Origin of the sequence: Mesobacillus jeotgali (assembly GCF_014856545.2) — a bacterium.
Taxonomy (GTDB): domain Bacteria; phylum Bacillota; class Bacilli; order Bacillales; family Cytobacillaceae; genus Mesobacillus.
Map to the genome: position 1 here is coordinate 1,801,620 of NZ_CP109811.1, position 26,980 is coordinate 1,828,599.

Below are 26,980 nucleotides of genomic sequence, written 5' to 3' on the forward strand. Positions count from 1 at the left end.
TAAGGTTTAATCGTAGCCTTATGCAGCGAAATCAACTCCTATAAGGGTACATTTAAGGTTTAATCGTACCCTTATGCAGCGAAATCAATCTCTATGAGGGTACATTTAAGGTTTAATCGTACCCTTATGCAATGAAATCAACTCCCATAAGGGTACAATTAAGCATCTAATCACGTCCTAAAGCCGCGTCTTCACTTTCTATAACAGTATACATACATCAAAAAAAGCTCTAGATTCGCTGTGTTTTTTTACAATATATATATTTATTGAATGATTCAAATGGTAATATCAAACACAGGTAAAAGTACAAGCATTTTATGTTATAATAACCTTTGCTATTAAACATGAAATACATCCAACCAGAGTTGTTTTCAAACGGGCAATTCCGCCCGATAGATAGAATTTAAGCTTTTCAGATGGGAGAGAAATAACCATGAGTGATCTTTCTTCGGGAAAAAAAGAAAGGTTTCAGCTCCTGCTGCAGCAGCTGCAGCTAACAGAAGATGCAATTGTCACTCATTTTCAAAACGCTGAAATTGACAGGGTAGTGATTGAGAAACAGGCAAGGAAATGGCATTTCTTTTTCCAGTTTGAAAGAATCATTCCTTGTCAGTTGTATAACACATTCATTGGCAAGCTGGAACAGACTTTCTCACATATTGCGAAAATATCATACTCGGTAAAAGTGCTTGAACAGGCAATCAGTGAAAAGGAAATCTTGGATTATTGGAAGTCATGCATCAAAGAAATAGATGGCATCGCGCCTCCGTTGTTAAAGCTCCTGAATGAGCAAGTTCCGCAAATCCATGGCACAAAACTCATTTTAACAGCCAGGAATGAAGCCGAAGGACTTGCACTTAAGCGTAAATATGGGGGCATTATAGCCGAGATTTACCAGAGTTTTGGTTTCCCTTTACTGACGATTGATACGGTTGTAAGTGAAGAAAGTTCTTCAGATGAATATGAAAAATTCATGAAGGCTAAAGAGAAGGAAGACCAGGAACGCGGTCTGATGGCAATGATCGAGATGCAGAAGAAGGAAGCTGAACAAGCCAAGGGAGATGGCGCGCCGCAGGAAGGCCCGGTTACCATTGGACTTACAATCAAGGATGATGCTGACTTCCGCAAGCTTGAAGACATCGTTGATGAAGAGCGCCGCGTAGCCGTCGAAGGCTATGTATTCTTTGCTGAAACAAAAGAGCTTCGCAGCGGCAGGACGCTATTGACATTCAAAATTACGGACTATACAAGCTCCATCATGGTAAAAATGTTCTCCCGCGATAAGGAAGATGCCGCGATTTACCAGCGCATTACAAAAGGAATGTGGCTAAAGGTAAGGGGCAGCATCCAGAACGACACCTTTGTCCGCGATCTTGTCATGATTGGAAATGACGTGAATGAAATAAAGCCCAAAGGAAGAATTGATTCTGCGCCAGAAGGCGAAAAAAGAGTCGAGCTTCATTTGCATACACCAATGAGCCAGATGGACGCAGTGTCATCTGTCAGCGCACTGGTTTCCCAGGCAGCAAAGTGGGGCCACAAAGCAGTGGCAATTACTGACCATGCAGTTGTGCAATCCTACCCGGAAGCTTTCGGGGCAGGGAAGAAAAATGATATCAAAATCCTATACGGTGTGGAAATAAACCTCGTTGATGACGGTGTGCCAATCGCGTATAATGATGCGCACAGATTGCTGGCAGACGATACGTATGTCGTGTTTGACGTCGAAACAACAGGTCTGTCAGCTGTATACGATACAATCATTGAACTTGCGGCTGTTAAAATCCGCGACGGAGAAATCATCGACCGGTTCGAATCATTCGCTAATCCTCACCACCGTTTATCGGCAACGACCATCAACTTGACAGGCATTACCGATGATATGGTCCGCAATGCGCCGGAAGTGAGTGAGGTACTGAAAAAGTTCAAGGAATGGTCAGGTGACTGTGTCCTGGTTGCCCACAATGCTTCTTTCGATATGGGATTTCTGAATGTCGGCTATAAAAAGATCGGCATGGGTAAAGCGCAGAATCCGGTTATCGATACACTTGAGCTTGGCCGCTTCCTGTATCCTGATATGAAAAATCATCGATTGAATACATTAGCGAAGAAATTCGATATTGAACTAACACAGCACCACCGTGCCATCTATGATGCAGAAGCGACAGGGTATCTGTTGGTGAAAATGTTAAAGGATGCAGCGGAAAAAGGATTGGAATACCACGATCAGCTCAATGACAATATGGGCCAGGGGAAAGCTTTCCAGAGAGCGCGTCCTTATCATGCTACCTTGTTGGCTAAAAACGAAGTCGGCATGAAAAACATCTTCAAGCTTGTGTCTATTTCCCATATTGATTACTTTTACAGGGTGCCGCGAATTCCACGATCACTTTTAAATAAACATCGTGAAGGAATTCTGATTGGTTCTGGATGCGACAAGGGTGAAGTTTTCGAAGGCATGATGCAAAAAGGTCCGGAAGAAGTCGAAGAAGCAGCGCAGTTCTATGACTATCTGGAAGTCCATCCAAAGGCTGTTTATGCTCACTTGCTTGAACTGGAATTAGTGCGGGACCAGAAGGCACTTGAGGATATCATCAACAATATCGTCAAGCTTGGCGAGAAGCTGGACTTGCCGGTAGTTGCTACAGGTAATGTCCACTACTTGAATGAGAATGATAAAATCTACCGCAAAATCCTGATCAACTCTCAGGGAGGAGCAAACCCTCTTAATCGTCATGAGCTTCCTGATGTGCATTTCAGGACAACGAATGAAATGCTCGATGCTTTTAAGTTTCTGGGAGAAGAAAAGGCGAAAGAAATTGTTGTAGAAAACTCTAACAAGATTGCTGACATGATCGATGTCATCAAGCCAATCAAAGATGACCTTTACACACCGAAAATCGAGGGCGCAGATGAAGAAATGCGCAGCATGAGCTACGGTATGGCCCGCAGCATTTATGGGGATGACCTTCCTGAAATCGTTGAGGCTCGTTTGGAAAAAGAATTGAAGAGTATCATAGACAATGGTTTTGCCGTTATCTATTTGATTTCTCATAAACTTGTTAAAAAGTCACTGGATGATGGCTATCTAGTAGGTTCACGTGGATCGGTAGGATCTTCTTTTGTAGCGACGATGACGGAAATCACTGAGGTTAACCCGCTGCCGCCGCACTATGTATGTCCAAAGTGCAAAAAATCAGAGTTCTTCAATGATGGATCAGTCGGTTCAGGTTTTGACCTTCCCGACAAGGACTGCCCGGAATGCGGAATTAAATATAAAAAAGACGGACATGACATACCGTTTGAAACCTTCCTTGGTTTCAAAGGGGACAAGGTACCCGATATCGACTTGAACTTCTCGGGTGAGTACCAGCCGCGTGCCCATAATTACACAAAAGTTCTGTTTGGTGAGGATTATGTTTACCGCGCGGGAACAATCGGTACTGTTGCGGATAAGACGGCCTATGGTTATGTAAAAGGATACCAGGGTGACAATAATCTGCAGCTTCGCGGAGCGGAAATCGACCGTCTGGCATCTGGCTGTACCGGTGTGAAACGGACGACTGGCCAGCACCCGGGCGGAATCATCGTAGTTCCTGATTACATGGATATTTTTGATTTTTCGCCAATCCAATTTCCTGCAGACAGCAGCACGTCCGAATGGAAAACAACCCATTTTGATTTCCATTCGATTCACGACAACTTGTTGAAGCTGGACATTCTCGGGCACGATGACCCGACAGTGATCAGGATGCTTCAGGATTTGAGCGGAATCGACCCTAAGACAATTCCGACTGATGATCCAGAAGTCATGAAAATTTTCAGCGGAACAGAATCCCTGGGTGTGACAGAGGAACAAATTATGTCCAAGACCGGTTCACTTGGTATTCCGGAATTCGGTACTCGCTTTGTTCGTCAGATGCTTGAGGACACAAAGCCGACGACGTTCTCTGAACTCGTACAGATTTCAGGTCTTTCACACGGTACGGATGTATGGCTTGGAAATGCCCAGGAATTGATTCATAACAATATTTGTAACCTTAGCGAAGTAATCGGCTGCCGTGATGATATCATGGTCTACCTGATCTACCAGGGACTGGAGCCGGCATTTGCATTTAAGATCATGGAGTCGGTTCGTAAGGGTAAAGGCTTGACGGATGAAATGGAAGAAGAGATGCGCAAGAATAAAGTGCCTGAATGGTACATCGATTCTTGCAAAAAGATCAAGTACATGTTCCCGAAAGCCCACGCCGCTGCATACGTTTTGATGGCCGTGAGGATTGCCTATTTCAAAGTCCACCATCCGCTCATGTATTACGCAGCATACTTCACAGTCAGGGCGGATGACTTCGATGTCGACGCAATGGTCCGAGGATCCGAGAGCATCCGGGCGGTGATTGAAGAAATTAGCGCCAAGGGGCTTGACGCTTCGACAAAAGAGAAAAATCTAATGACTGTAATGGAGCTCGCACTTGAAATGTGTGAGCGAGGCTTTGGATTTGCAAAAGTAGATCTGTACAAATCCAGTGCGTCAGAGTTCATCATTGAAGGCGATAAGCTGATACCGCCATTTAATGCGATACCTGGACTAGGTACGAACGCGGCGATTAATATCGTCAAAGCGCGTGAAGAAGGAGAATTCCTGTCCAAGGAAGACCTGCAGCAGCGAGGAAAGATCTCCAAGACGATTCTGGAATACCTCGACAACCATGGCTGCCTGGAGGGCATGCCAGATCAGAACCAATTGTCGTTATTCTAATTGTTTTGCGGCAGGCTTCTGGAAAGGCAAGCTATAACTGCCGTTTGTTTGCAATAAATATCTGGTTATGTTATATTTTTATTGGAAATACTAAGGATATCTCTGGCAGATGAGAGTGGGGCAACCCGCTCTTTCTTGTTTGTTAGGCACTTTTACGGGGATAAATACCAAATAGTGATTAAGTAATGAGGTTGTGTCAAAGGAGGGATTTTATGAGCAAGGTTACCGAAGTTGTGGAAGAGCTAGTAACTCCCATCTTAAATGAAAACGAACTAGAATTGGTCGACATCGAATATGTCAAAGAAGGAAAGAACTGGTTCCTGCGCGTATACATTGATAAGGACAACGGAATTGATATCGAAGAATGCGGCATCGTCAGTGAGCGCCTTAGCGAAAAGCTCGATGCCATTGATCCAATCCCGCATAACTACTTTTTGGAAGTCTCCTCACCGGGTGCAGAACGTCCGCTGAAAAAGGAAAAGGATTATCAGAAATCAATCGGCAAGAATGTCTTCATTAAAACCTATGAACCAATTGATGGGGAAAAGGCTTTTGAAGGAGTATTGACTGATTACAATGGCGAAACCGTCACTGTTGAAGTGAAAATCAAAACTCGCAAAAAGACAGTCGTCATCCCATTCGATAAGATTGCCAGCGCGAGACTCGCTGTCACTTTTTCATAATCTGTCCAGAAATTATCTTAAGTTAATTAATTAAAGGATTGTTTCGAATCTTTTGTTTTTAGGCAAAGGTTCATAATGATTAAACGTATACTTCTTTACAGGAACATGAAAACGTTTTTGAGGTGTGAACTGGCGGGCAAAGGGCGGAGTTTCGAAAAGAGCCTTACTAAGCAGGGTAGTAAAAAAGGGGGATTTATATCTCATGAGCAGCGAATTGTTGGATGCTCTTACGATTCTTGAAAAAGAAAAAGGAATTTCCAGGGACATCTTAATTGATGCGATCGAGGCAGCGCTTATTTCTGCATACCGCCGCAACTTTAACCAGGCACAAAACGTGCGTATTGATTTGAACCTTGGCAATGGTTCAATGCGTGTTTTTGCAAGGAAGGAAGTTGTCGATGAAGTATTCGATCCACGTCTGGAGATCTCATTGGAAGATGCACAAAAAATCAATCCGAATTACGTGGTTGAAGATGTCGTTGAACTGGAAGTAACACCTAAGGATTTCGGAAGGATTGCAGCGCAGACTGCCAAGCAGGTAGTTACCCAGCGTGTCCGTGAAGCTGAAAGAGGAATCATCTATTCTGAGTTCATCGATCGTGAAGAAGATATCATGACAGGTATTGTCCAGCGCCAGGATCCTAAGTTCATCTATGTAAGCCTGGGGAAAATCGAGGCGATCCTGCCAGCGAATGAACAGATGCCGAACGAACACTATAAGCCTCACGACCGCATCAAAGTATTTATCACCAAGGTTGAAAAAACCACTAAAGGTCCACAAATCTTCGTTTCCAGAACCCATCCGGGACTGTTAAAGAGACTATTCGAGATTGAAGTTCCTGAAATCTATGATGGAACAGTTGAAATTAAGTCAGTTGCGCGTGAAGCAGGCGACCGTTCAAAGATTTCTGTCCACTCAGACAATCAAGAAGTGGATCCGGTTGGTTCATGTGTCGGACCTCGTGGAACTCGTGTCCAGGCTGTCGTCAATGAGCTTAAGGGTGAGAAAATCGATATTGTAAAATGGTCTGAAGACCCAGTCGTATTTGTGGCCAATGCACTCAGCCCATCAAAGGTTCTTGATGTCATTGTAAACGAAGAAGAAAAAGCGACTACCGTCATTGTTCCTGATTATCAGTTATCACTTGCAATCGGAAAGCGCGGGCAAAATGCGCGTCTTGCTGCTAAGTTGACTGGTTGGAAGATTGACATCAAAGCAGAAACAGAGGCAAGGGAGTCCGGGATTTATCCTCGCGACAATGAGCCATTGTTGACTGCTGATAACGACTTTGAAGATGAAGACATCGATTAATGAGAGGTGAATGATCGTGAACAGCCGCAAAAAGGTTCCTATGCGAAAATGTGTCGCAACCGGTGAAATGAGGCCGAAAAAAGAACTAGTTCGCATCGTTCGCTCAAAGGAAGGAGAAGTATCCATTGATCTGACTGGCAAGAAATCAGGCCGTGGTGCTTATCTTTCTAAAGATAAAGAAGCAGTGCAATTAGCAAAGAAACGAAACATATTGTCCAAACAGCTTGAAACTCAAGTGGACGATGCAATATACGATGAGTTGAATGATCTCATCGAAAAGGAGAGCAGACTATCCTGATGAACTCAAATCAATGGATGTCATTGCTTGGCTTAGCCAATCGAGCACGGAAAATTATTTCAGGGGAAGAGCTTTCCGTCAAAGAAATCAGAAGCGGGAAGGCGAAGCTCATTTTGCTTTCTGCGGATGCATCCGCGAATACTACAAAAAAGATTACCGACAAGTGCAAATCCTATAATGTGCCTTACAAAGTAGTCCCGGACCGGTATCAGCTCGGCCAGGCGATCGGCAAGGAAGCACGTGTTGTAGTAGCCCTGTTGGACGAGGGTTTTGCAAAAAAACTGTTGACGTTGCTCGATTAATTCTAGCGGGGGTGAAGATATGAGTAAAACACGCGTTTATGAATATGCAAAGAAGCATAATTTATCGAGTAAAGACGTGATTATAAAGTTAAAAGAAATGAACATAGAGGTCTCTAACCATATGACTGCAATGGAAGATGACACCGTGAAGAAGCTTGACGCTGTCTATAATAAGAAAGAAGATAAGCAGCAGCAGCAAAGCCAGCAAAAGGCTTCACAGGGACAGAAACAAGCCCAGAACCGCAATCAAGGCCAAAAGGCTAATCAGGGCCAGAATCGCAACCAATCTCAAAACCAGCAAAAGAACAACCAGGCACAGCCAAAAGCTCAGCTGAAGACAACAGCCAGTGCTTTTTCAGATGATGAGCGCCGCGCAACAACTCCAGAAAAGGTGAAAAGTTCAGCAGCTGCCAAAAAGCCTGGAAACTCCCAGCCTTTCAATAAGAATAATAAGAACAAACAAAACAATAAGAACAGAAACCAGCAGAACCAAAATAAAGGCCGACAGAACCAGCAGCAAGCTCAACAACAGCCGAAGAAGGTTAAAGAGCTTCCATCAAAGATCACTTTCAGTGAGTCATTGACAGTAGCTGAACTAGCCAAGAAGCTTAACCGTGAGCCGTCTGAAATCATCAAGAAGCTCTTTATGCTTGGTGTCATGGCTACCATCAACCAGGACCTTGATAAGGATGCAATTGAATTGATTGCAACTGATTATGGGGTTGAGGTTGAAGAAGAAATCAAGATTGACACAACTGATCTTGAAGTTTACTTCACAGAAGATGATGAAGCATCTATGGTTGAAAGACCATCAGTTGTAACGATTATGGGTCACGTTGACCATGGTAAAACAACCTTGCTTGATTCAATCCGCAACACGAAAGTGACTGCAGGAGAAGCAGGCGGCATCACTCAGCACATTGGTGCATACCAGGTTGAAGAAAACGGCAAAAAAATTACATTCCTTGATACACCTGGTCACGCAGCATTCACAACAATGCGTGCTCGTGGTGCTAAGATTACCGATATCACAATCCTTGTTGTAGCTGCTGATGACGGTGTAAAGCCACAGACTGTAGAAGCATTGAACCATGCAAAAGCTGCCAATGTACCTATTATCGTAGCTGTTAATAAAATGGACAAACCGACTGCAAACCCTGATCGTGTTATGCAGGAGCTAACTGAATACGGACTTGTTCCAGAGGCGTGGGGCGGCGAAACAGTTTTTGTTCCGATTTCTGCCTTAACAGGAGAAGGACTCGATAACCTGCTGGAAATGATCTTGCTTGTCGGTGAAGTTGAAGAATATAAAGCAAATCCTAATCGAAATGCTATCGGTACTGTAATCGAAGCGCAGCTTGATAAAGGCCGCGGATCTGTTGCTACTTTGCTTGTCCAAAACGGTACACTGAAAATTGGTGATCCAATCGTTGTCGGAAACACATTCGGCCGTGTCCGTGCGATGGTAAATGATCTGGGACGTCGTGTTAAAGAAGCAGGCCCTTCTGCCCCTGTAGAAATCACAGGTTTGAACGATGTTCCGCAAGCAGGCGATCGTTTTGTAGTTTTCGATGATGAAAAGACTGCCCGCCAGGTTGGAGAGATCCGTTCACAGCAGGCTGTTCAGGCGCAGAGAAGCGAAAAAGCGCGCGTCAGCCTTGATACTTTGTTTGAACATATGAAACAAGGGGAAATGAAAGACCTAAATCTAATTATTAAAGCCGACGTCCAAGGTTCAGTTGAAGCACTTGCAGCAGCATTGCAAAAACTGGATGTGGAAGGTGTAAATGTAAGAATCATTCACACTGGTGTTGGTGCGATCAATGAGTCTGACATCACACTTGCGGCAGCTTCTAACGGTATCGTCATTGGTTTCAACGTACGCCCGGACAATAATGCTAAGCGCGCTGCAGAGTCAGAGAGCGTCGATATCCGACTTCACCGCATTATTTACAAAGTGATTGAAGAAATCGAATCAGCGATGAAGGGTATGCTTGATCCGGTTTATGCCGAAAAGATCATCGGCCAGGCTGAAGTCCGCCAGACTTTCAAGGTATCGAAAATCGGAACGATTGCCGGGTCATATGTTACTGATGGTAAAATCACCCGTGATAGCGGCGTTCGTTTGATCCGTGACGGAGTCGTCATCTTTGAAGGAGAAGTCGATGCACTGAAACGCTTTAAGGATGATGCTAAGGAAGTAGCGCAGGGATATGAATGTGGTATTACCATTAAAAACTTCAAAGACGTCAAGGAAGGCGACGTTATTGAAGCATATATCATGGAAGAAGTGGAACGTTAATGGTAGTAGGCTTAGCAGCCTGTGAATGCATCATCTATGATGCTCATTCTCTTAAGGAAAAGAGGGCTGTCCTCCAGCGGATCATCACAAGGCTCAAGCAAAAGTTCAATGTATCAGTATCTGAAGTGGACCATCACGATGTTTGGCAGCGGACAACAATTGCGGTTGCAGCCGTATCAGCATCGAAGGTGTCCACTGAAAGAGAGCTGCAGAATGCCTTGAAAATGATTGATTCTTTTCCGGAGATCGAACGTACCATCACCGAAATAGAATGGCTTTGATAGAACGAGGTGATTGAAAATGGGTCATAGAGTAAATCGTGTTGGCGAACAGATGAAGAAAGAAATAGGCGATATCATCAGCCGTAAAATCAAGGATCCGCGAGTAGGTTTCGTAACAGTAACGGATGTCGAGGTTACAGGGGATCTTCAGCAGGCAAAAGTGTATATTTCTGTTTTAGGCGACGAACAACAGAGGGAAGACACTCTTAAAGGATTAGCGAAGGCCAAGGGCTTCATCAGGACAGAAATCGGCCAGCGAATCCGCCTCAGAAAGACTCCTGAACTGATCTTTGAATTTGATGAAACGATGGCTTATGGTAATCGCATTAATTCACTGATCCATGAGCTGCAGAGGGAAGAGCAGCCTGGAGAAGATGAGCAAGAAAAGGATAATGATTAAGCGGTCCGCCGTAGATCTTGATATGAAAAATGGATAGACACTTTTGTCTATCCATTTTTTTCGATAAGCGGTGTATAAACTAATAATACATAAAAGAATCGAGGAAAAAGAAAATGGAAGGGATTCTGCCTCTTTTTAAACCAGCGGGAATGACTTCGCATGATTGTGTGTTTAAACTCAGGAAAATATTAAGAACGAAGAAGGTCGGGCATACGGGCACTCTTGATCCGGATGTGACTGGAGTACTGCCTATATGTGTTGGCAAGGCGACAAAAATAGCCGAATACATTACTGACGCAGGAAAAGCATATGAGGGGGAAGTCACCCTGGGCTTCACGACAACTACGGAAGATTCATCAGGTGAGAAGGTTGAGGAAAAAGCAGTGGACAGGGTAATCACAAGGACAGAGGTCGAAGAAGTCCTCCAATCACTGACAGGCGAAATTGCTCAGACTCCCCCTATGTATTCAGCCGTAAAAGTTAATGGAAAAAAACTATATGAATACGCGAGACAAGGTATTGAAGTTGAAAGGCCAACCAGGAAGGTCACCATTTATAAGATAGAGCTGCTTGATGATAGAGATTCATTTGAAGGTGATCAGATTAGTTTTAAATTCCGAGTTTCCTGCAGTAAGGGGACATACATTCGGACATTGGCAGTGACCATTGGTGAAAAATTAGGATATCCTGCCCATATGTCTTCCCTTGTGAGAATTCAATCCGCTGACTTCACTATTGAGGACTGCTATACGTTCGAACAGCTCGAGGAATTGGCTGAAGAAGGCAATCTGGCAGCTTCCCTGCACCCATTGGAAGCTGGTATTTCTTATTTGCCGAAATATCGCATTAATGATAAAGTAGCAGAGAAAGTGAAAAATGGAGCCCTGCTTCCTATCCCGGAGGAATATGCGGGGAATAGCGGTCCCATTATAGTAGAAACAGAAGACGGAAAAGCGCTCGCCATTTACAGGGCACATCCAACAAAAATAGGGATGATGAAACCTGATAAAGTTTTGAGAAATGATCAATAGATCAATAGGTCATCACTGTATAATTTGTTTATTTTGCAAATTAGTGATGTGAACTCTAAAGTCTTGATAAAGAGAGCAGCTGGGTCAGAAAAGGTGAGTAATATCGTGGAAATGATTAAGCTAAACCATCCTCATGCATATAATAAAGAAGATTTTCCTCCAATGGCCGTGGCACTGGGCTATTTCGACGGAGTTCATCTAGGCCACCAGCAGGTTATCGAGGAAGCAAAAAAAGAGGCTGAAGCTAAAGGGTTGAAAAGTGCGGTCATGACCTTTGATCCTCATCCCTCTGTCGTTCTTGGCAAAAGTGTTCAGCACATGGAATATATCACCCCATTAAATGATAAGGCTAGAACAATCGAAGCAATGGGCGTGGATTACCTATTTGTTGTTCATTTCACAACCGAATTCTCGAGTCTATTGCCCCAGGAATTTATTGATCAATACATCATTGGTTTGAATGTACACCATGTCGTGGCAGGATTCGACTATTCATACGGAAAAATGGGAAAAGGAAATATGGAGACGATCCAGTTCCATTCCAGAGGCAAGTTCGATTTCACTGTGGTATCCAAGCTGTCTACTAGTGAAGAAGAAAAGGTTAGCTCTACCTTGATCCGTACTTTTTTACGTGACGGCAAGGTAGATAAGATGCCAGGCTTGCTTGGGAGATTTTATACAACAGAGGGTACGGTTGTACATGGAGATCGCAGGGGGCGTACGATCGGTTTCCCAACAGCGAATGTAAGCATCGATGAGCAGTACATTCTCCCTCCTACTGGAGTATACGCTGTTAAGATTCAGGTAGAGGGAGCATGGCATGAAGGTGTTTGCAATGTTGGTTATAAACCAACCTTTCACAAGGAGAAAAAGGACAAACCTACTGTCGAAGTCCACATCTTCAACTTTAATAAAGAGATTTACGGTGAAACTGCAACAATAGAGTGGCATCTGCGCCTCAGAAGTGAACGGAAATTCGAGGGAATCCAGCAGTTAATTGCCCAAATCGAAAAAGATAAGCAAGAAGCCGTTCTATACTTTGAAAAAAACAAGGGTTAGACTTGCTTTTTGTCGTAAAAAGATGTATTCTTATTAACGTATCAAAAAAGAACCTTTGCTTGGCAAGTCGAGTCACCGACGCTTGCTCGGTAACAGGGGATTATTAAATGGAGGTGAAACGGATGGCAATCACAAAAGAACGTAAAAACGAACTTATCAACGAATTCAAGACTCACGAAAGTGATACTGGATCTCCAGAAGTTCAAATCGCTGTCCTTACTGCAGAAATCAACACATTGAACGATCACTTGCGCGTTCACAAGAAGGACCACCACTCACGTCGCGGTCTTTTAAAAATGGTAGGTAAGCGTCGTAATCTTTTGACTTACCTTCGTAACAAGGACGTTGCTCGCTACCGCGAGTTAATCAACAAGCTTGGTCTACGTAGATAGTCTGTAAAAGCGGGATTTTTCCCGCTTTTTTATTAGGCAAATTTTTTGCAGGTACATAACGATTGATTGATATGAAGCGCTCCTTTTTGGAGCATAATATAACATAAAAGACATTTTAACATGGCACACCCATTTGCTTTGTTGGGACAAACTTTGTAAAACGGGCTGTTGGGGAAGTTCATGGGTTTTATCATTCATTATAAAGGTATATTTGTTATATAAGACATGCGTTTGTGCTGTTTTAAATAAAAAGCGCAAGCGCCTTGGTCAGCCCTGACAAGCGGTGGAGGGCCGACCAGTGAAGTCGTTCTTTGACTTCATTGGGCGGACCGAAGCGTCTCGAAGGGCTAGGCGCTGGAGCTGGACACTGATCTAAGTGTGAAAGTTTATACTTGAAAATTACAAATGCCCGGGCAGAGCCAGGGTGTACTTAGTGGTAGAGAGGGGCTAAAAAGCATGGAACAAGAAAAACAAAGTTTTTCCTTCGACTGGGCAGGACGCAAGCTTACAGTTGAAATTGGACAGCTTGCAAAGCAAGCGAGTGGTGCAGTCCTTGTCCGTTACGGAGATACGGCTGTATTAAGCACAGCGACTGCGTCAAAAGAACCGAAGAATTTAGATTTCTTCCCTTTGACAGTCAATTATGAAGAAAGACTATATGCTGTCGGAAAAATTCCAGGCGGCTTCATTAAACGTGAAGGACGTCCAAGTGAAAAGGCGATTCTTGCGAGCCGATTAATTGACCGTCCGATCCGTCCATTATTCCCGGATGGATTCCGCAACGATGTTCAGGTAATCAGCATTGTCATGAGTGTTGACCAGGACTGCTCATCAGAAATGGCTGCTATGTTTGGATCTTCATTAGCACTTTCTGTTTCAGATATCCCATTTGGTGGACCAATCGCTGGTGTCACAGTGGGAAGAATTGATGGCAAGTTTGTGATCAATCCATCTGTAGAAGAAACAGAAAAGAGTGATATGCATCTGGTTGTTGCAGGTACAATGGATGCAATCAACATGGTTGAAGCAGGTGCGGAAGAGGTTCCTGAAGAGGTCATGCTTGAAGCAATCATGTTTGGACATGATGAAATCAAGCGTTTAATTGCCTTCCAACAGGAAATCGTCGCGCAGGTTGGTAAAGAAAAAAGAGAAATTAAACTTTTTGAATTAGATAAAGAACTTGAAGCTGAAGTTCGCGGAATTTGTGAGCAGGATATGATTTCAGCTATCCAGGTACAGGAAAAGCATGCTCGTGAAGATGCGATCAAAGAAGTGAAAAATGCCGTCATCGCTCGCTATGAAGAGCAAGATGCGGATGAAGACAAGCTTAAGCAAGTGAAACAAATCCTTGATAAAATTGTTAAAGGTGAGGTTCGCCGCTTGATTACGGAAGAAAAAGTACGTCCAGACGGACGTGGAGTCGATGAGATCCGACCGCTTTCTTCTGAGGTAGGCTTGCTTCCTAGAACACATGGTTCTGGATTGTTCACAAGGGGACAAACCCAGGCTCTAAGCATCTGTACACTTGGCGCAATGGGCGATGTGCAGATTCTTGATGGTCTTGGTATCGAAGAAGAAAAACGATTCATGCACCATTATAATTTCCCATTATTCTCTGTTGGTGAAACAGGTCCGATTCGTGGGCCGGGACGACGTGAAATTGGCCACGGTGCACTTGGTGAAAGAGCCCTCGAACCTGTGATCCCGAATGAGAAAGACTTCCCATACACTGTCCGACTTGTATCCGAAGTGCTTGAATCAAATGGTTCTACTTCACAGGCAAGTATTTGTGCTAGTACATTAGCTCTTATGGATGCAGGGGTGCCAATTAAAGCACCGGTTGCCGGTATTGCAATGGGTCTGATCAAATCAGGAGAACATTATTCTATTCTTTCTGATATCCAGGGTATGGAAGATCACCTTGGCGACATGGACTTCAAAGTAGCTGGAACTGCAAAGGGTGTTACAGCATTGCAGATGGATATCAAGATTGAAGGATTATCCCGTGAGATTCTTGAAGAAGCCTTACAACAGGCGAAAAAAGGCCGCATGCATATCCTTGATTCCATGCTGGCGACAATAAAAGAACCACGTGAACAGCTTTCAAAATATGCACCAAAAATCATCACTATGTGGATCAAGCCTGATAAAATCCGTGACGTCATTGGACCAAGCGGAAAACAAATCAATAAAATCATTGAAGAAACAGGCGTAAAAATCGACATCGAACAAGATGGTACGGTATTTATCGGTTCAGTAGATGAAGATATGATCCAAAGAGCAAAGAAAATTATCGAAGACATTGTCCGTGAAGTCGAAGTTGGAGAAATGTACCTTGGAAAAGTCCGCCGCATTGAAAAATTTGGTGCGTTCGTTGAAATCTTCCCTGGTAAAGACGGTTTAGTCCATATCTCTGAGCTTGCTGAAGAGCGAGTAGGTAAGGTAGAGGATGTCCTGAAGCTGGGAGATGAACTACTGGTCAAGGTAACTGAAATCGACAAACAAGGCAGAGTCAATCTTTCACGCAAAGCAGTATTAAAAGAGCAGCGTGAAAAAGCTGAAAAACAATCTTAACCAGTAAAGGCCGGGTGCAGTCCCGGCCTTTTTATTTTTTTCTATGCCCCCATCTTAACACCCCAAAGCTCTGCTCGATCAGCAGCAGTTTTTAATATTTACGTAGCCAAGATCCTCTCTTTTCTTGTTCATTCACGACTGTCTTTCGTTCTACCTTGTCCTTCTGTTTCATAGAGTAAAATAAGGCTCTTTTTGTACATCATGCAATATTTTCGAGTGGGCTTAACAGAGGAGGAGGCAAATTAAATGCGAAAGTTTGTATTAATTTCTGTTTTATTGATTGCTGCGTGGATCATGGTGAATAATCCATTCTCCCATACATATGTTTCAGGACTTAAAACCGGGGCACTTGAAGTGGCTGGCAATAAGAATTCATTAATGTCAGAAATTGAATTGAAAGCAAAAGAATATGAAATTGAACCATCCGATGCCAGGAAAGATCCTGTCTGGAAGGTAGTTCCCGGCTACAATGGGCTTAAAGTAGATATCAAAAAGTCTTTTAACAAGATGGAGAAGGAAGGCGAATTTGATCCGGAAAAGCTAGTCTTCAAGCAGGTGCCGCCTCAAGTACATTTAAATGATTTGCCGCCTTCGGCCATCTATAAAGGACATCCTGAAAAGCCGATGGTAAGCTTTATTATTAATGTAGCATGGGGAAATGAGTACTTGACAGGAATGCTTGCGACTTTAAAGAAGCATAATGTGACGGCAAGTTTCTTTCTTGAAGGCAGATGGGTAAAGAATAACCCAGGCATGGCGAAAATGATTGCTGACGCAGGACATGAGATAGGAAATCATTCATTCACACACCCAAACATGAAGCAGCTTTCTGCAGCTAAAATCAATGAGGAGATCACCAGGACAAATGAGGTTATTGAAGCAGTGACCAGTGTAAAAAGTAAGTGGTTTGCTCCACCAAGTGGGTACTACAAGGATGAAGTGGTTGAAATAGCTGCCGCACATCAATTAGGGACCGTCATGTGGAGCGTAGATACGATCGATTGGCAGAAGCCCACTCCAGATAGACTGATCAATAGAGTGATGGGGAAGGTTCACAATGGCGCAATGATTCTAATGCATCCAACAGAGTCGACTGCTGCCTCGCTCGATCAATTGATCACTCAAATAAAAGCCAAAAATTTACAAATTGGAACTGTTTCCAGTTTATTAAGTGAAAATAGGATAGTAACGACAAAAAAAATGAAAGAATAGCATTGTATTTGGAAAAAGTAAGTTAAATGGACTATACTAAGTAAATGCAGTAATTTTAGCAGCTGGTACCAGAGGAGGAATATAATGATAAAGAAATATACATGCCAAAACGGTGTAAGAATTGTACTAGAACAAATTCCAACTGTCCGTTCGGTGGCAATCGGAGTATGGATCGGAACAGGCTCCCGTAATGAAAACCCAGAGAACAATGGGATTTCCCATTTTCTTGAGCATATGTTCTTTAAAGGCACCAAGACAAGGACCGCCAGAGAAATCGCGGAGTCCTTTGACAGCATTGGCGGTCAGGTGAATGCATTCACTTCCAAGGAATATACATGTTATTACGCGAAGGTATTAGATAATCATGCCCCATACGCGTTAGAAGTTTTAGCTGATATGTTCTTTAATTCTACCTTTGATTCTGAGGAATTGAATAAAGAGAAGAACGTTGTGAACGAAGAAATCAAGATGTACGAAGATACTCCTGATGATATCGTCCACGATTTGCTTAGCCAGGCAGTTTACGGCGACCATCCGCTTGCGTATCCTATCCTTGGAACGGAGGAAACACTTCAAAGTTTTACAGGAGAAAAGCTGGAGCAGTATATGCATGATACTTACAGACCGGAAAATGTAGTTATATCCATTGCCGGGAATGTTCCGGAATCTTTCATAAAAAACGCAGAAGATTTCTTTGGCTCATATGAAGCAAGCAAGGAAAAGATGGATAATGCGAAACCCGAATTCCATGCAACACATGCTTCCCGTAAAAAAGAAACTGAACAAGCACACCTTTGCCTGGGTTTCGAAGGATTGCAGATCGGACACTCTGACGTCTATAGCTTGATCGTCTTGAACAATGTACTAGGGGGCAGCATGAGCAGCAGACTGTTCCAGGAAGTACGTGAACAGCGCGGACTTGCTTACTCTGTGTTTTCCTATCACTCAGCTTACCAGGATAGCGGTATGGTGACCATTTATGGCGGGACTGGCGCAAATCAGCTGAACGTTCTATATGAAACAATTCAGGACACTCTTGCGAAGCTGCGAGCAGAAGGCATTACGGAAAAAGAACTCAACAACAGTAAAGAACAGCTTAAAGGCAGCCTGATGTTGAGCCTTGAAAGCACAAACAGCCGTATGAGCAGGAACGGAAAAAATGAACTTCTGCTTGGAAGACATCGCTCCCTTGATGAAATCGTCGAACAAATCGATCAGGTAACTAAGGATAGCGTCGATGGAATGGCCAATAAGATTTTCACAGACAAATATTCTGTTTCCTTGATCAGTCCAAATGGCGAACTGCCAAATTTATAATATCTTCCAAAAACAGCAGTTTCCATGTGAAACTGCTGTTTTTATTTAAAGGAACCTTTCGCCACTTCAATTACAGCCCCAGGAAAGCAGAAAGAGGCGCAGGTTCGTGACAGGTTTGGTCTCTGCTGGATGAAAGCTGTCAAGAAAACGAAGGAATCGTGACAGGTTTGGTCTCTGCTGGATGAAAGCTGTCAAGAAAACGAAGGAATAGTGACAGGTTTGGCCTCTGCACATGAAAAGCTGTCAAGAAAACGAAGGAATAGTGACAGGTTTGGCCTCTGTACATGAAGAGCTGTCAAGAAAACGAGGGAATTATGACAGGTTTGGTCTCTGCAGATGAAAGCTGTCAAAATAACCAGTGATAGTGTCAAACAATTCCCCTTTTTTTCAAGGATATGTATTCTAAAAAACCTCCTGGATTGATACATATAGAGTAAGGACAAAGTGACAGGGGGGGCCAACATGAAATTAAGTGAACTTGGCGGTAAAGAAATCGTCGATGCAAAGAGGGCAGAAAGATTAGGCGTGCTCGGACAGACTGATTTGGAAATTAATGAACGTTCTGGACAAATAGAAGCTTTGATCATTCCATCTTTAAAATGGTTCGGTCTCCGCAAGCAATCCGGAGAAGTTCGGGTTCCATGGAAGCATATAAAGAAAATAGGTACCGACATGATTATCATTGACATACCAGATGATGAAGCGTAAAAGCGGGCACAGAGCCGGCTTTATTTTTTTGCCAGATTAATTCCTTAGGTTTTTCAACATAAAAAACTCTACACTTATAAAATAGCTTTCTGCGCCGGCCATAGGTCCGGCGCATTTCTTTTATGGAAAACTCACCTATTACAAGTTTGATACATATGATGTTGAAGTAGTTCAATTTGAATGAAATATATATTCCAGGATTAATGGAAAAGAAGGTGATTGTTCTCATGCTGACAGGAATGCAAATCGCAGTTATCGGCGGTGATGCGAGACAGCTGGAGATTATTCGCAAGCTGACAGAGCTTGATGCAAAGCTTTCTTTAATAGGCTTCGAGCAGTTGGACCATGCTTTTACAGGTGCCTCAAAAGAAAAGATAGATGAAGTTGATTTTTCCGTCCAGGACGCTTTGATCCTGCCTGTGCCAGGAACAAGTCTGGAGGGTCAGGTCGAAACGATTTTCTCAAATGAAAAAGTAGTCCTCATCAAAGAAATGCTTGAAAAGACACCAGAACATTGCACAGTTTATTCAGGCATCAGCAACTCATATTTGACTGGTATTACAAAGCAGGCTAACAGGAAACTTATACAGCTGTTCGCTCGTGATGATGTAGCAATATACAACTCAATCCCGACTGTCGAAGGAACGATCATGATGGCGATCCAACATACAGATTTCACTATCCACGGCTCCAAGGTAACCGTTCTGGGGTTGGGCAGAGTTGGTATGAGTGTGGCGAGGACCTTCCATGCCCTTGGTGCTAAGGTGAAGGTCGGAGCGAGGAAAAGTGAGCACATCGCAAGGATTACGGAAATGGGTCTAGAACCATTCCTTTTATCTGAAATAGGCAAAGAAGTTTCAGATACCGATATTTGTATCAATACGGTTCCTCATCAAATCGTTACAGCCTCTGTCATTTCGAGGATGCCAGCTCATACCCTGATTATTGACCTTGCATCCAAACCAGGTGGAACGGATTTTCGCTATGCGGAAAAGCGCGGAATCAAAGCGTTGCTTGCACCAGGATTGCCGGGAATCGTTGCCCCGAAAACTGCAGGCCAAATATTGGCGAACGTTCTTTCTCAGCTGCTTATGGAAGACTTTAATAACCGAAAGGAGAAAGAAGCATGAGTTTAAAAGGGAAAAAGATTGGATTTGGATTAACAGGCTCGCATTGTACGTATGATGCTGTGTTTCCTGAAATTGAAAAGTTAGTGAATGCAGGAGCTGAAGTTTTACCGGTTGTCACATTCACTGTTAAAAATACAGAAACACGTTTTGGCAAGGGAGAAGATTGGGTACAGCGGATTGAGGAACTTACAGGGAACAATGTGATAGACTCAATTGTGAAGGCCGAACCCCTGGGTCCCAAAATACCACTTGATTGTATGGTCATCGCCCCGCTGACAGGCAATTCCATGAGCAAGTTTGCGAATGCAATGACAGATTCACCAGTCTTGATGGCTGCTAAAGCAACTTTGAGAAACCAGAAGCCAGTTGTTCTTGGCATCTCGACGAACGATGCTTTGGGGTTAAATGGCGTTAATCTTATGAGATTAATGGCAACCAAGAACATTTATATGATTCCTTTTGGCCAGGATGATCCGGTCAAAAAGCCAAATTCTATGGTCGCAAGAATGGGGATGCTTTCCGAGACAATCATGGAGGCGATGAATGGCAAGCAGCTCCAGCCAGTGCTGGTCGAGCGTTATAAGGATAATTAATTCTGTAAGTTAACACAGAAGACAATGGGCAAAAATTCTGCTCTGAATGCACTAATTTCAACTGGAAACGCTTTTCTCCGGCAGTGAAGCAAAATGTTTCTTTTCTTAATGATTGATTATGATAAAATATAGGATAATATACTAGGCGGTTATTTCTATTGGACCGCCGTTTTACTTATGGTTTAAACAACCTCAGCAAAAAATGCGGGGATATAAAAACGATAATGGTAGTGGAAGGGGAAACAGCAATGTCAGAGAGAAAAGGTTACCGTATAGCAGTAGTGGGAGCAACAGGAGCAGTAGGTCAGCAGATGATCCAGACGCTGGAAAGCAGGGACTTCCCTGTTTCAGAGCTATTATTGCTGTCATCATCAAGGTCAGCTGGTACAAAGGTTCAATATAAAGGAAAAGAGATAACAGTTCAGGAAGCCAAGCCAGAGAGCTTTGAAGGTGTGGATATCGCCCTGTTCAGCGCTGGAGGAAGTGTCTCAAAAGAGCTGGCACCGGAAGCAGTCAAACGCGGTGCAATCGTTGTTGATAACACAAGTGCATTTCGTATGGATGAGAACACTCCGCTTGTCGTGCCTGAAGTGAATGAGGAAGATTTACATTCTCACAATGGTATTATCGCTAATCCGAACTGCTCTACGATCCAGATGGTTGTAGCATTGGAGCCATTACGTAAGAAGTTCGGCCTCGATAAGATTATCGTATCCACGTACCAGGCAGTATCAGGTGCAGGGGCAGCAGCAGTCGAGGAGCTTGAGGAACAGACTCAGGCAATCCTGAATGGTGAAGAATACGAACCAAAGATTCTCCCAGTTAAGTCAGCGGAAAAGCACTACCAAATTGCGTTCAACGCTATTCCGCAAATCGATACATTCGTAGATAACGGATTCACGTACGAAGAAATGAAAATGATCAATGAAACGAAAAAAATCATGCATATGCCTGAACTGCAGGTTGCCGCAACATGCGTACGTCTCCCGGTTGGAACTGGTCATTCAGAGTCAGTATATATTGAAATTGGCCAGGACGGTGTTTCCACAGCAGTAGTAAAAGAACTTCTGGCGGATGCACCAGGAGTTGTCCTGCAGGATGATCCTGATCAGCAGCTGTATCCAATGCCTGCATTCTGTGTTGGCAAAAATGATGTATTTGTCGGCAGAATCAGGAAGGACTTGGACAATGATAAGGGCTTCCACATGTGGGTCGTTTCTGACAACCTGTTAAAAGGTGCTGCATGGAACTCGGTCCAGATTGCTGAAAGTCTTGTGAAGCTTGGATTGGTAAAGTAGAAGCATAATTGTATTAATGACAGAATTACTGAGGTGTTACGATGAAAATAATCGTTCAAAAATTTGGCGGTACATCTGTCCGGGACGAACAAAGCCGCAGCCAGGCGATGGGCCATATTAAAAAGGCGATCGATGATGGGTATAAAGCGGTGGTGGTAGTCTCTGCGATGGGAAGGAAGGGAGATCCGTACGCAACTGACACCCTCCTCAGTCTGCTGGGAGGAAGTGACAGCAAAATCAGCAAGCGCGAGCATGATCTCCTGCTGTCATGCGGAGAAACGATTTCCAGTATCGTTTTTACCAATATGCTGCTTGAGAACGGCATAAGTGCGACGGCCCTTACTGGTGCACAGGCAGGATTCAGGACAAATAGCGAGCATACGAACGCGAGAATCCTTGATATGAAATGCGACAGGCTGTTGAGGGAACTTGATCAGGTCGACGTTGTCGTTGTGGCTGGCTTCCAGGGCGCAGCAAAAAATGGAGACGTGACAACAATCGGCAGGGGTGGCAGTGATACATCGGCTGCAGCGCTTGGTGCAGCGTTAAACGCTGAATGGATTGACATCTTTACCGATGTCGAGGGAATCATGACAGCTGATCCAAGGATTGCAGAAAACGCAAGGCCTCTTTCCGTGGTTACTTATACTGAAGTTTGTAATATGGCTTACCAGGGCGCAAAGGTAATCCACCCTCGTGCTGTAGAAATTGCCATGCAGGCAAAAGTTCCGATTCGAATCAGGTCCACGTATTCGGAAGGTCTCGGCACGCTGGTTACTGCCCTAAATCGTGAGAATAAAGGGACTGACATCAAGGAACGGCCTGTGACAGGAATTGCGCATGTTTCAAATGTAAGCCAAATCAAAGTATTTGCTAAAAAAGACCAATACAATCTGCAATCTGAAGTTTTCAAGGCGATGGCCAATGAAAATATAAGCGTTGATTTTATCAATATTTCTCCTAATGGAGTGGTCTACACAGTCTTGGACGAAATGACTGACCGGGCGGTAAAGGTATTGGAAGGACTTGGACATACGCCGCAAATCGAGAAACATTGTGCAAAGGTCTCCGTTGTCGGAGCGGGAATGGCAGGAGTCCCAGGGGTAACTTCGAAAATCGTTACAGCTTTATCTGAAAGAGGTATTCGCATCCTTCAGTCTGCTGACAGCCATACAACCATTTGGGTATTAGTAAAGCAAGAGGATTTAGGAAAGGCAGTAAATGCATTGCATGACGCCTTTCAGCTCGAAGAGGAAACAGTTGATTTCGAGCGTCAAGATATATAAAAGATTTTGCTTCCCAGCCTCGGCTGCTGGAAGCCTTTCAGAAGAGGAGTGAACAGGAATGGTTCAATTCGGAAGAGTATCCACAGCAATGGTGACCCCATTTGATCATAAAGGTCACATTGATTTCGCTAAAACAACCCAGCTAGTAAACCATTTGATTGATAACGGAACAGATTCGCTTGTTGTTGCAGGGACAACTGGCGAATCCCCGACTCTGTCTAAAGAAGAGAAAATCGCATTATTCCAGCATGTCGTGAAGGTTGTAGACAAGAGGGTTCCTGTAATTGCTGGAACAGGCAGCAATAACACATATGCGACCATCGAACTGACAAAAAAAGCCGAAGAGATTGGTGTAGACGCAATTATGATCGTAGCACCATACTACAATAAGCCGAACCAGGAAGGATTATACCAGCACTTTAAAGCTGCAGCTGCGGCCACATCCCTCCCTGTTATGGTTTATAATATTCCAGGAAGGTCAGTAGTCAACATCCTGCCTGAAACAGTGATCAAATTGGCTGAAATCCCGAATATTGTAGCAGTAAAGGAAGCCAGCGGCGACCTGAATGCCATGACTAAGATCATTGCAAATACACCGGACGATTTCCTTTTATACAGTGGGGATGACGGATTGACTCTCCCTGTCCTTGCCATCGGGGGTACTGGAATTGTATCTGTAGCTTCCCATGTGATTGGAAATGAGATGCAAGCAATGGTCGATGCTTTCTTCAGCGGAAGAAATGCGGACGCAGCAAAATTGCATCAGCGCCTGCTCCCAATCATGCAAGGACTCTTCGCTGCACCAAGTCCGGCACCTGTAAAAACAGCATTACAGCTAAAAGGGCTTGATGTTGGTTCCGTTCGTTTGCCAATGGTACCATTAACAGAACAAGAAAGAACAGCAGTAGCGAAATTATTTGAATAGAAGCAAAGGCCAGCCTCTTGGGGGTTGGCCTTATTTTATATGGAGTAAAGCCAAGTCGTTGCATTGCCCGCTGCAAACTCATGGCACGAATGAATATTGTTGTAAAGATTTTCAGTCATAAAGTATAATGATTTTAACTGATTACGTTCGGGAGCTAACAACATAGGAGGAGCAGGGAATTGATTACGAAAAACGAAAGTATTAAAATCATCCCACTTGGCGGAGTTGGGGAAATCGGCAAGAATATGTACATCACCGAAGTAGACGGTGATATTTTTGTGGTTGACGCAGGATTGATGTTTCCTGAGGATGAGATGCTGGGGATTGATATTGTCGTTCCTGATTTTACTTATTTGACTTCGAATAGCGACAAGGTAAAAGCAATTTTCCTGACACACGGTCATGAAGATCATATTGGGGCGTTAACTTATGTTTTACAAAAAATCGATGCACCGGTATATGGAACAGAGCTGACAATTGCCCTGGCGAAGGAGAAGATGAAAGAACAAGATTTTTCCGGATCTGCAGATTTCCGTGAAATTAACTCGGATACAGTATTGGATTTCGACAGAGTTTCTATTTCCTTTTTCAAAACCAACCATAGTATTCCTGGTTCAGTCGGCGTAAGCATTCATACTTCAGAAGGTGCAATCGTACATACAGGGGATTTTAAGTTCGATCAGGCTGCTGGACCACTGTACAAACCTGAAGTCGGCAAGATGGCAGCGATAGGTGAAAAAGGCGTTCTTTGCTTGCTTTCAGACAGTACAGAGGCTGAAAGGCCAGGATATACGCCATCTGAATCAACAGTCGTTGCTGAACTATACAATGTTTTTTATAATGCACAGGGCAGAATCATCGCTGCTTGCTTTGCCTCTGACCTAAATAGGATCCAGCATCTCTTTGACAGTGCGTCGTCAAATGGCCGCAAAGTAGCGGTAGCAGGAAAAAGCCTGAAACGCGTATATGATATAGCATTAGAACTCGGATATTTACAGGTGGAAGAGGACTTAATTATATCGGTAAATGATTTAAAGGATTACGAAGATGATCAGGTAGTTATTTTAACCACGGGAAGCCAGGGCGAGCCGATTGAAGCTTTGCAGAAGATGGCTAAACAAGTGCATCCACAGGTGAATATCCAGGCTGGAGACACAGTCCTGTTTGCTGCTTCTCCACTGAGGGGGAGTGAAGTATTTATTTATAAGACGATGGATATGCTTTACCGTGCCGGTGCGAAGGTTATGTCTGGCAAAAAAAGTGTTCATGTTTCAAGCCATGGAAGTCAGGAAGAATTGAAATTTATGATCAATCTGATGAACCCGAAGTTCTTCATTCCTGTACATGGCGAATACAAAATGCTGAAGGCACACAAAAAGCTGGCACAATCATGCGGGATTGCAGAGGAGAATATACTCATTCCTGACCGTGGTGACGTCATTGAAATTTCTGGCGGGAAACTGAAGTCCACAGAGAGGGTTCCGGCAGGGAATATATTGATTGACGGAATCGGAGTCGGAGATGTAGGCAATATTGTTCTCCGAGACCGAAGGCTGCTTTCGCAGGACGGCGTTTTAATTGTAGTTGTTACACTGAATAAAGCAAACAGAAAGATTGCAGCCGGTCCAGAAATTATTTCGCGCGGTTTCGTCTATGTCCGTGAATCAGAAAAGCTGATGACGGAATCTTATTCGCTTGTAAAAGAAATCGTAGAGAAAAATGCTGATAAAGAGTCATTTGATTGGAATAGTCTAAAACAGGACATCCGTGATTCCTTGAACCAATATTTATATGAAAAAACAAAACGCCGCCCAATGATCATGCCGATCATAATGGAGGTTAAATAATCACAAAAAGTACTGGCTCATGCCAGTGCTTTTTGTTTTACCCTCTCTTGCAAAAACCTGATGTCATTCTCTGGTCTGGAATGAAATTGCTTATGATGTTCATACTAAAATTATCATGCCTGAAGGGAGCATAAAAGGATGGATATTGATATGAATAAATTCAGTTCAGAAAACCAGGAAGGACAGCAAGGGGATAAGGAAAACAAACCATCTGGCCTTCTTGAGAAAATACAGCAGCTTGGCCAAACGAATGTACCCCAGCTGTCTCAGGATTCGAAGATCCATTGTTTGACGATTGTTGGCCAAATCGAAGGACATATGCAGCTTCCGCCTCATAATAAAACGACGAAATATGAACATTTAATTCCACAAATTGTCGCAATTGAACAAAACCAGAATATTGAAGGCTTGCTTGTTATCTTGAATACAGTTGGCGGGGATGTAGAAGCTGGGCTGGCGATATCGGAGATGCTGGCATCACTTTCCAAGCCAACAGTATCTATTGTACTGGGTGGCGGCCATTCAATAGGCGTGCCAATTGCCGTTTCCTGTGATTATTCGTTCATTGCGGAGACTGCAACTATGACAATTCATCCAATCAGGTTGACAGGACTCGTTATTGGCGTACCACAAACTTTTGAATATCTCGATAAAATGCAGGAAAGAGTCGTTAACTTTGTTACAAAGCATTCCAATATCCCCGAAGAAACATTTAAAGAGCTGATGTTTGCAAAGGGTAACCTGACGAGAGATATCGGAACGAACGTAGTCGGCCATGATGCAGTAGAGACTGGTCTCATCCATGAAGTTGGCGGCATAGGGCAGGCGATGAAAAAGTTAAATGAATTAATTGATTTGAATAAACAAAAGTCTGAAGTGATTGTACAATGATCCTTTACACTATGATGCCGCATGAACAGGTATTTCCTCCAAGTGAAGACGCAGCCGTAAACCAAGTAATGATGAGCTATAACGGAATCCCGATCATGGCTGAATTGACAGAAAATCACGAGTATCGGGTAGTCAGGGTAATGAGCACCGACCCGAACCATTACATGGAACCTTCCTGCTTACCTGGTACAACAATTTCACTATCATAGTTAAGTCTTGTTTTGGGACAGTTTTTCACCGGCAGGCGAAATGTAATCTGATCAGATATCTATTGGCAAGGATAAAAAAACGATTGTGCCGTTTCAGCTGGCAAATATGATATAATATGGATACACTCAGCATTGGCAGCCGATAGGGCTGCTTTTCTTCTTACTATAGTT

General features: G+C 43.6%; 23 protein-coding genes. All 23 read left to right on the forward strand.

Annotated elements, in window-relative coordinates; all coding sequences use genetic code 11:
- The first annotated feature begins 433 nt into the window (after positions 1–433).
- The 23 genes from FOF60_RS08930 (at position 434) to FOF60_RS09040 (ending at position 26,809) form a co-directional block, all read left to right on the forward strand.
- Positions 434–4,759, forward strand: a complete 4,326-nt coding sequence (locus FOF60_RS08930; protein WP_192470368.1) for a PolC-type DNA polymerase III — start codon at positions 434–436, stop codon at positions 4,757–4,759.
- A gap of 212 nt (positions 4,760–4,971) precedes the next feature.
- Entirely contained in the window at positions 4,972–5,442 is a 471-nt protein-coding gene (gene rimP / locus FOF60_RS08935) for a ribosome maturation factor RimP (protein ID WP_192470369.1), read from the forward strand.
- A 202-nt stretch (positions 5,443–5,644) separates the two neighbouring features.
- Positions 5,645–6,754, forward strand: coding sequence for a transcription termination factor NusA (gene nusA / locus FOF60_RS08940; protein WP_192470370.1), 1,110 nt, complete (start codon positions 5,645–5,647; stop codon positions 6,752–6,754).
- 16 nt (positions 6,755–6,770) lie between these two features.
- A complete protein-coding gene (rnpM, locus tag FOF60_RS08945) occupies positions 6,771–7,052 on the forward strand; it encodes an RNase P modulator RnpM (protein WP_102265029.1) in 282 nt (93 codons plus the stop codon).
- Complete coding sequence (locus FOF60_RS08950; protein WP_041967213.1) at positions 7,052–7,354, forward strand: YlxQ family RNA-binding protein; 303 nt, start codon at positions 7,052–7,054, stop codon at positions 7,352–7,354. Before rnpM ends, FOF60_RS08950 begins: the two co-directional genes overlap by 1 nt.
- 19 nt (positions 7,355–7,373) lie before the next feature.
- On the forward strand, positions 7,374–9,656 hold the full coding sequence (gene infB, locus FOF60_RS08955) for a translation initiation factor IF-2 (RefSeq protein WP_192470371.1): 2,283 nt from the start codon (positions 7,374–7,376) through the stop codon (positions 9,654–9,656).
- On the forward strand, positions 9,656–9,937 hold the full coding sequence (locus tag FOF60_RS08960; RefSeq protein ID WP_192470372.1) for a DUF503 domain-containing protein: 282 nt from the start codon (positions 9,656–9,658) through the stop codon (positions 9,935–9,937). Before infB ends, FOF60_RS08960 begins: the two co-directional genes overlap by 1 nt.
- Before the next feature lie 19 nt (positions 9,938–9,956).
- Positions 9,957–10,337: a 30S ribosome-binding factor RbfA gene (gene rbfA / locus FOF60_RS08965; protein ID WP_192470373.1), complete on the forward strand. Its 381-nt coding sequence runs from the start codon at positions 9,957–9,959 to the stop codon at positions 10,335–10,337.
- 113 nt (positions 10,338–10,450) lie between these two features.
- The gene (gene truB / locus FOF60_RS08970) at positions 10,451–11,368 is read left to right on the forward strand and encodes a tRNA pseudouridine(55) synthase TruB (protein WP_192470374.1); all 918 of its coding nucleotides are present in this window, start codon (positions 10,451–10,453) and stop codon (positions 11,366–11,368) included.
- Between the two features lie 105 nt (positions 11,369–11,473).
- Positions 11,474–12,427, forward strand: a complete 954-nt coding sequence (ribF, locus tag FOF60_RS08975; protein ID WP_192470375.1) for a bifunctional riboflavin kinase/FAD synthetase — start codon at positions 11,474–11,476, stop codon at positions 12,425–12,427.
- 122 nt (positions 12,428–12,549) lie between these two features.
- Positions 12,550–12,819, forward strand: a complete 270-nt coding sequence (rpsO, locus tag FOF60_RS08980; RefSeq protein ID WP_023614845.1) for a 30S ribosomal protein S15 — start codon at positions 12,550–12,552, stop codon at positions 12,817–12,819.
- A 456-nt stretch (positions 12,820–13,275) separates the two neighbouring features.
- The gene (pnp, locus tag FOF60_RS08985) at positions 13,276–15,393 is read left to right on the forward strand and encodes a polyribonucleotide nucleotidyltransferase (protein ID WP_192470376.1); all 2,118 of its coding nucleotides are present in this window, start codon (positions 13,276–13,278) and stop codon (positions 15,391–15,393) included.
- A 246-nt stretch (positions 15,394–15,639) separates the two neighbouring features.
- Entirely contained in the window at positions 15,640–16,605 is a 966-nt protein-coding gene (locus FOF60_RS08990; RefSeq protein WP_192470377.1) for a polysaccharide deacetylase family protein, read from the forward strand.
- A gap of 84 nt (positions 16,606–16,689) precedes the next feature.
- Entirely contained in the window at positions 16,690–17,922 is a 1,233-nt protein-coding gene (locus FOF60_RS08995; RefSeq protein ID WP_192470378.1) for a M16 family metallopeptidase, read from the forward strand.
- 462 nt (positions 17,923–18,384) lie between these two features.
- Entirely contained in the window at positions 18,385–18,630 is a 246-nt protein-coding gene (locus FOF60_RS09000) for a YlmC/YmxH family sporulation protein (RefSeq protein ID WP_192473234.1), read from the forward strand.
- Between the two features lie 227 nt (positions 18,631–18,857).
- The gene (dpaA, locus tag FOF60_RS09005; RefSeq protein ID WP_192473268.1) at positions 18,858–19,760 is read left to right on the forward strand and encodes a dipicolinic acid synthetase subunit A; all 903 of its coding nucleotides are present in this window, start codon (positions 18,858–18,860) and stop codon (positions 19,758–19,760) included.
- Entirely contained in the window at positions 19,757–20,353 is a 597-nt protein-coding gene (locus FOF60_RS09010; protein ID WP_192473235.1) for a dipicolinate synthase subunit B, read from the forward strand. Before dpaA ends, FOF60_RS09010 begins: the two co-directional genes overlap by 4 nt.
- A gap of 248 nt (positions 20,354–20,601) precedes the next feature.
- Complete coding sequence (gene asd / locus FOF60_RS09015) at positions 20,602–21,651, forward strand: aspartate-semialdehyde dehydrogenase (RefSeq protein WP_192473236.1); 1,050 nt, start codon at positions 20,602–20,604, stop codon at positions 21,649–21,651.
- Positions 21,652–21,692: 41 nt separating this feature from the next.
- Positions 21,693–22,937: an aspartate kinase gene (gene dapG / locus FOF60_RS09020; protein WP_192473237.1), complete on the forward strand. Its 1,245-nt coding sequence runs from the start codon at positions 21,693–21,695 to the stop codon at positions 22,935–22,937.
- A gap of 58 nt (positions 22,938–22,995) precedes the next feature.
- On the forward strand, positions 22,996–23,862 hold the full coding sequence (dapA, locus tag FOF60_RS09025; protein ID WP_192473238.1) for a 4-hydroxy-tetrahydrodipicolinate synthase: 867 nt from the start codon (positions 22,996–22,998) through the stop codon (positions 23,860–23,862).
- A gap of 182 nt (positions 23,863–24,044) precedes the next feature.
- Positions 24,045–25,709 (forward strand): ribonuclease J, encoded by a 1,665-nt coding sequence (locus tag FOF60_RS09030; RefSeq protein ID WP_192473269.1) that lies wholly within the window; start codon positions 24,045–24,047, stop codon positions 25,707–25,709.
- A 138-nt stretch (positions 25,710–25,847) separates the two neighbouring features.
- Positions 25,848–26,600, forward strand: a complete 753-nt coding sequence (locus FOF60_RS09035; protein ID WP_225650411.1) for a ClpP family protease — start codon at positions 25,848–25,850, stop codon at positions 26,598–26,600.
- Positions 26,597–26,809 (forward strand): YlzJ-like family protein, encoded by a 213-nt coding sequence (locus FOF60_RS09040; RefSeq protein ID WP_192473239.1) that lies wholly within the window; start codon positions 26,597–26,599, stop codon positions 26,807–26,809. The genes FOF60_RS09035 and FOF60_RS09040 overlap by 4 nt, the downstream gene beginning before the upstream one ends.
- Positions 26,810–26,980 lie beyond the last annotated feature (171 nt).

Coding starts and splice junctions, on each gene's coding strand:
- nusA (WP_192470370.1), top strand. CDS start 5,645: ATGAGCAGCGAATTGTTGGATGCTCTTACGATTCTTGAAAAAGAAAAA.
- pnp (WP_192470376.1), top strand. CDS start 13,276: ATGGAACAAGAAAAACAAAGTTTTTCCTTCGACTGGGCAGGACGCAAG.
- FOF60_RS08995 (WP_192470378.1), top strand. CDS start 16,690: ATGATAAAGAAATATACATGCCAAAACGGTGTAAGAATTGTACTAGAA.
- rpsO (WP_023614845.1), top strand. CDS start 12,550: ATGGCAATCACAAAAGAACGTAAAAACGAACTTATCAACGAATTCAAG.
- FOF60_RS08990 (WP_192470377.1), top strand. CDS start 15,640: ATGCGAAAGTTTGTATTAATTTCTGTTTTATTGATTGCTGCGTGGATC.
- rimP (WP_192470369.1), top strand. CDS start 4,972: ATGAGCAAGGTTACCGAAGTTGTGGAAGAGCTAGTAACTCCCATCTTA.
- FOF60_RS09035 (WP_225650411.1), top strand. CDS start 25,848: ATGGATATTGATATGAATAAATTCAGTTCAGAAAACCAGGAAGGACAG.
- FOF60_RS08960 (WP_192470372.1), top strand. CDS start 9,656: ATGGTAGTAGGCTTAGCAGCCTGTGAATGCATCATCTATGATGCTCAT.
- FOF60_RS09000 (WP_192473234.1), top strand. CDS start 18,385: ATGAAATTAAGTGAACTTGGCGGTAAAGAAATCGTCGATGCAAAGAGG.
- rbfA (WP_192470373.1), top strand. CDS start 9,957: ATGGGTCATAGAGTAAATCGTGTTGGCGAACAGATGAAGAAAGAAATA.
- dpaA (WP_192473268.1), top strand. CDS start 18,858: ATGCTGACAGGAATGCAAATCGCAGTTATCGGCGGTGATGCGAGACAG.
- truB (WP_192470374.1), top strand. CDS start 10,451: ATGGAAGGGATTCTGCCTCTTTTTAAACCAGCGGGAATGACTTCGCAT.
- FOF60_RS08950 (WP_041967213.1), top strand. CDS start 7,052: ATGAACTCAAATCAATGGATGTCATTGCTTGGCTTAGCCAATCGAGCA.
- asd (WP_192473236.1), top strand. CDS start 20,602: ATGTCAGAGAGAAAAGGTTACCGTATAGCAGTAGTGGGAGCAACAGGA.
- FOF60_RS09040 (WP_192473239.1), top strand. CDS start 26,597: ATGATCCTTTACACTATGATGCCGCATGAACAGGTATTTCCTCCAAGT.
- dapG (WP_192473237.1), top strand. CDS start 21,693: ATGAAAATAATCGTTCAAAAATTTGGCGGTACATCTGTCCGGGACGAA.
- infB (WP_192470371.1), top strand. CDS start 7,374: ATGAGTAAAACACGCGTTTATGAATATGCAAAGAAGCATAATTTATCG.
- FOF60_RS08930 (WP_192470368.1), top strand. CDS start 434: ATGAGTGATCTTTCTTCGGGAAAAAAAGAAAGGTTTCAGCTCCTGCTG.
- FOF60_RS09010 (WP_192473235.1), top strand. CDS start 19,757: ATGAGTTTAAAAGGGAAAAAGATTGGATTTGGATTAACAGGCTCGCAT.
- dapA (WP_192473238.1), top strand. CDS start 22,996: ATGGTTCAATTCGGAAGAGTATCCACAGCAATGGTGACCCCATTTGAT.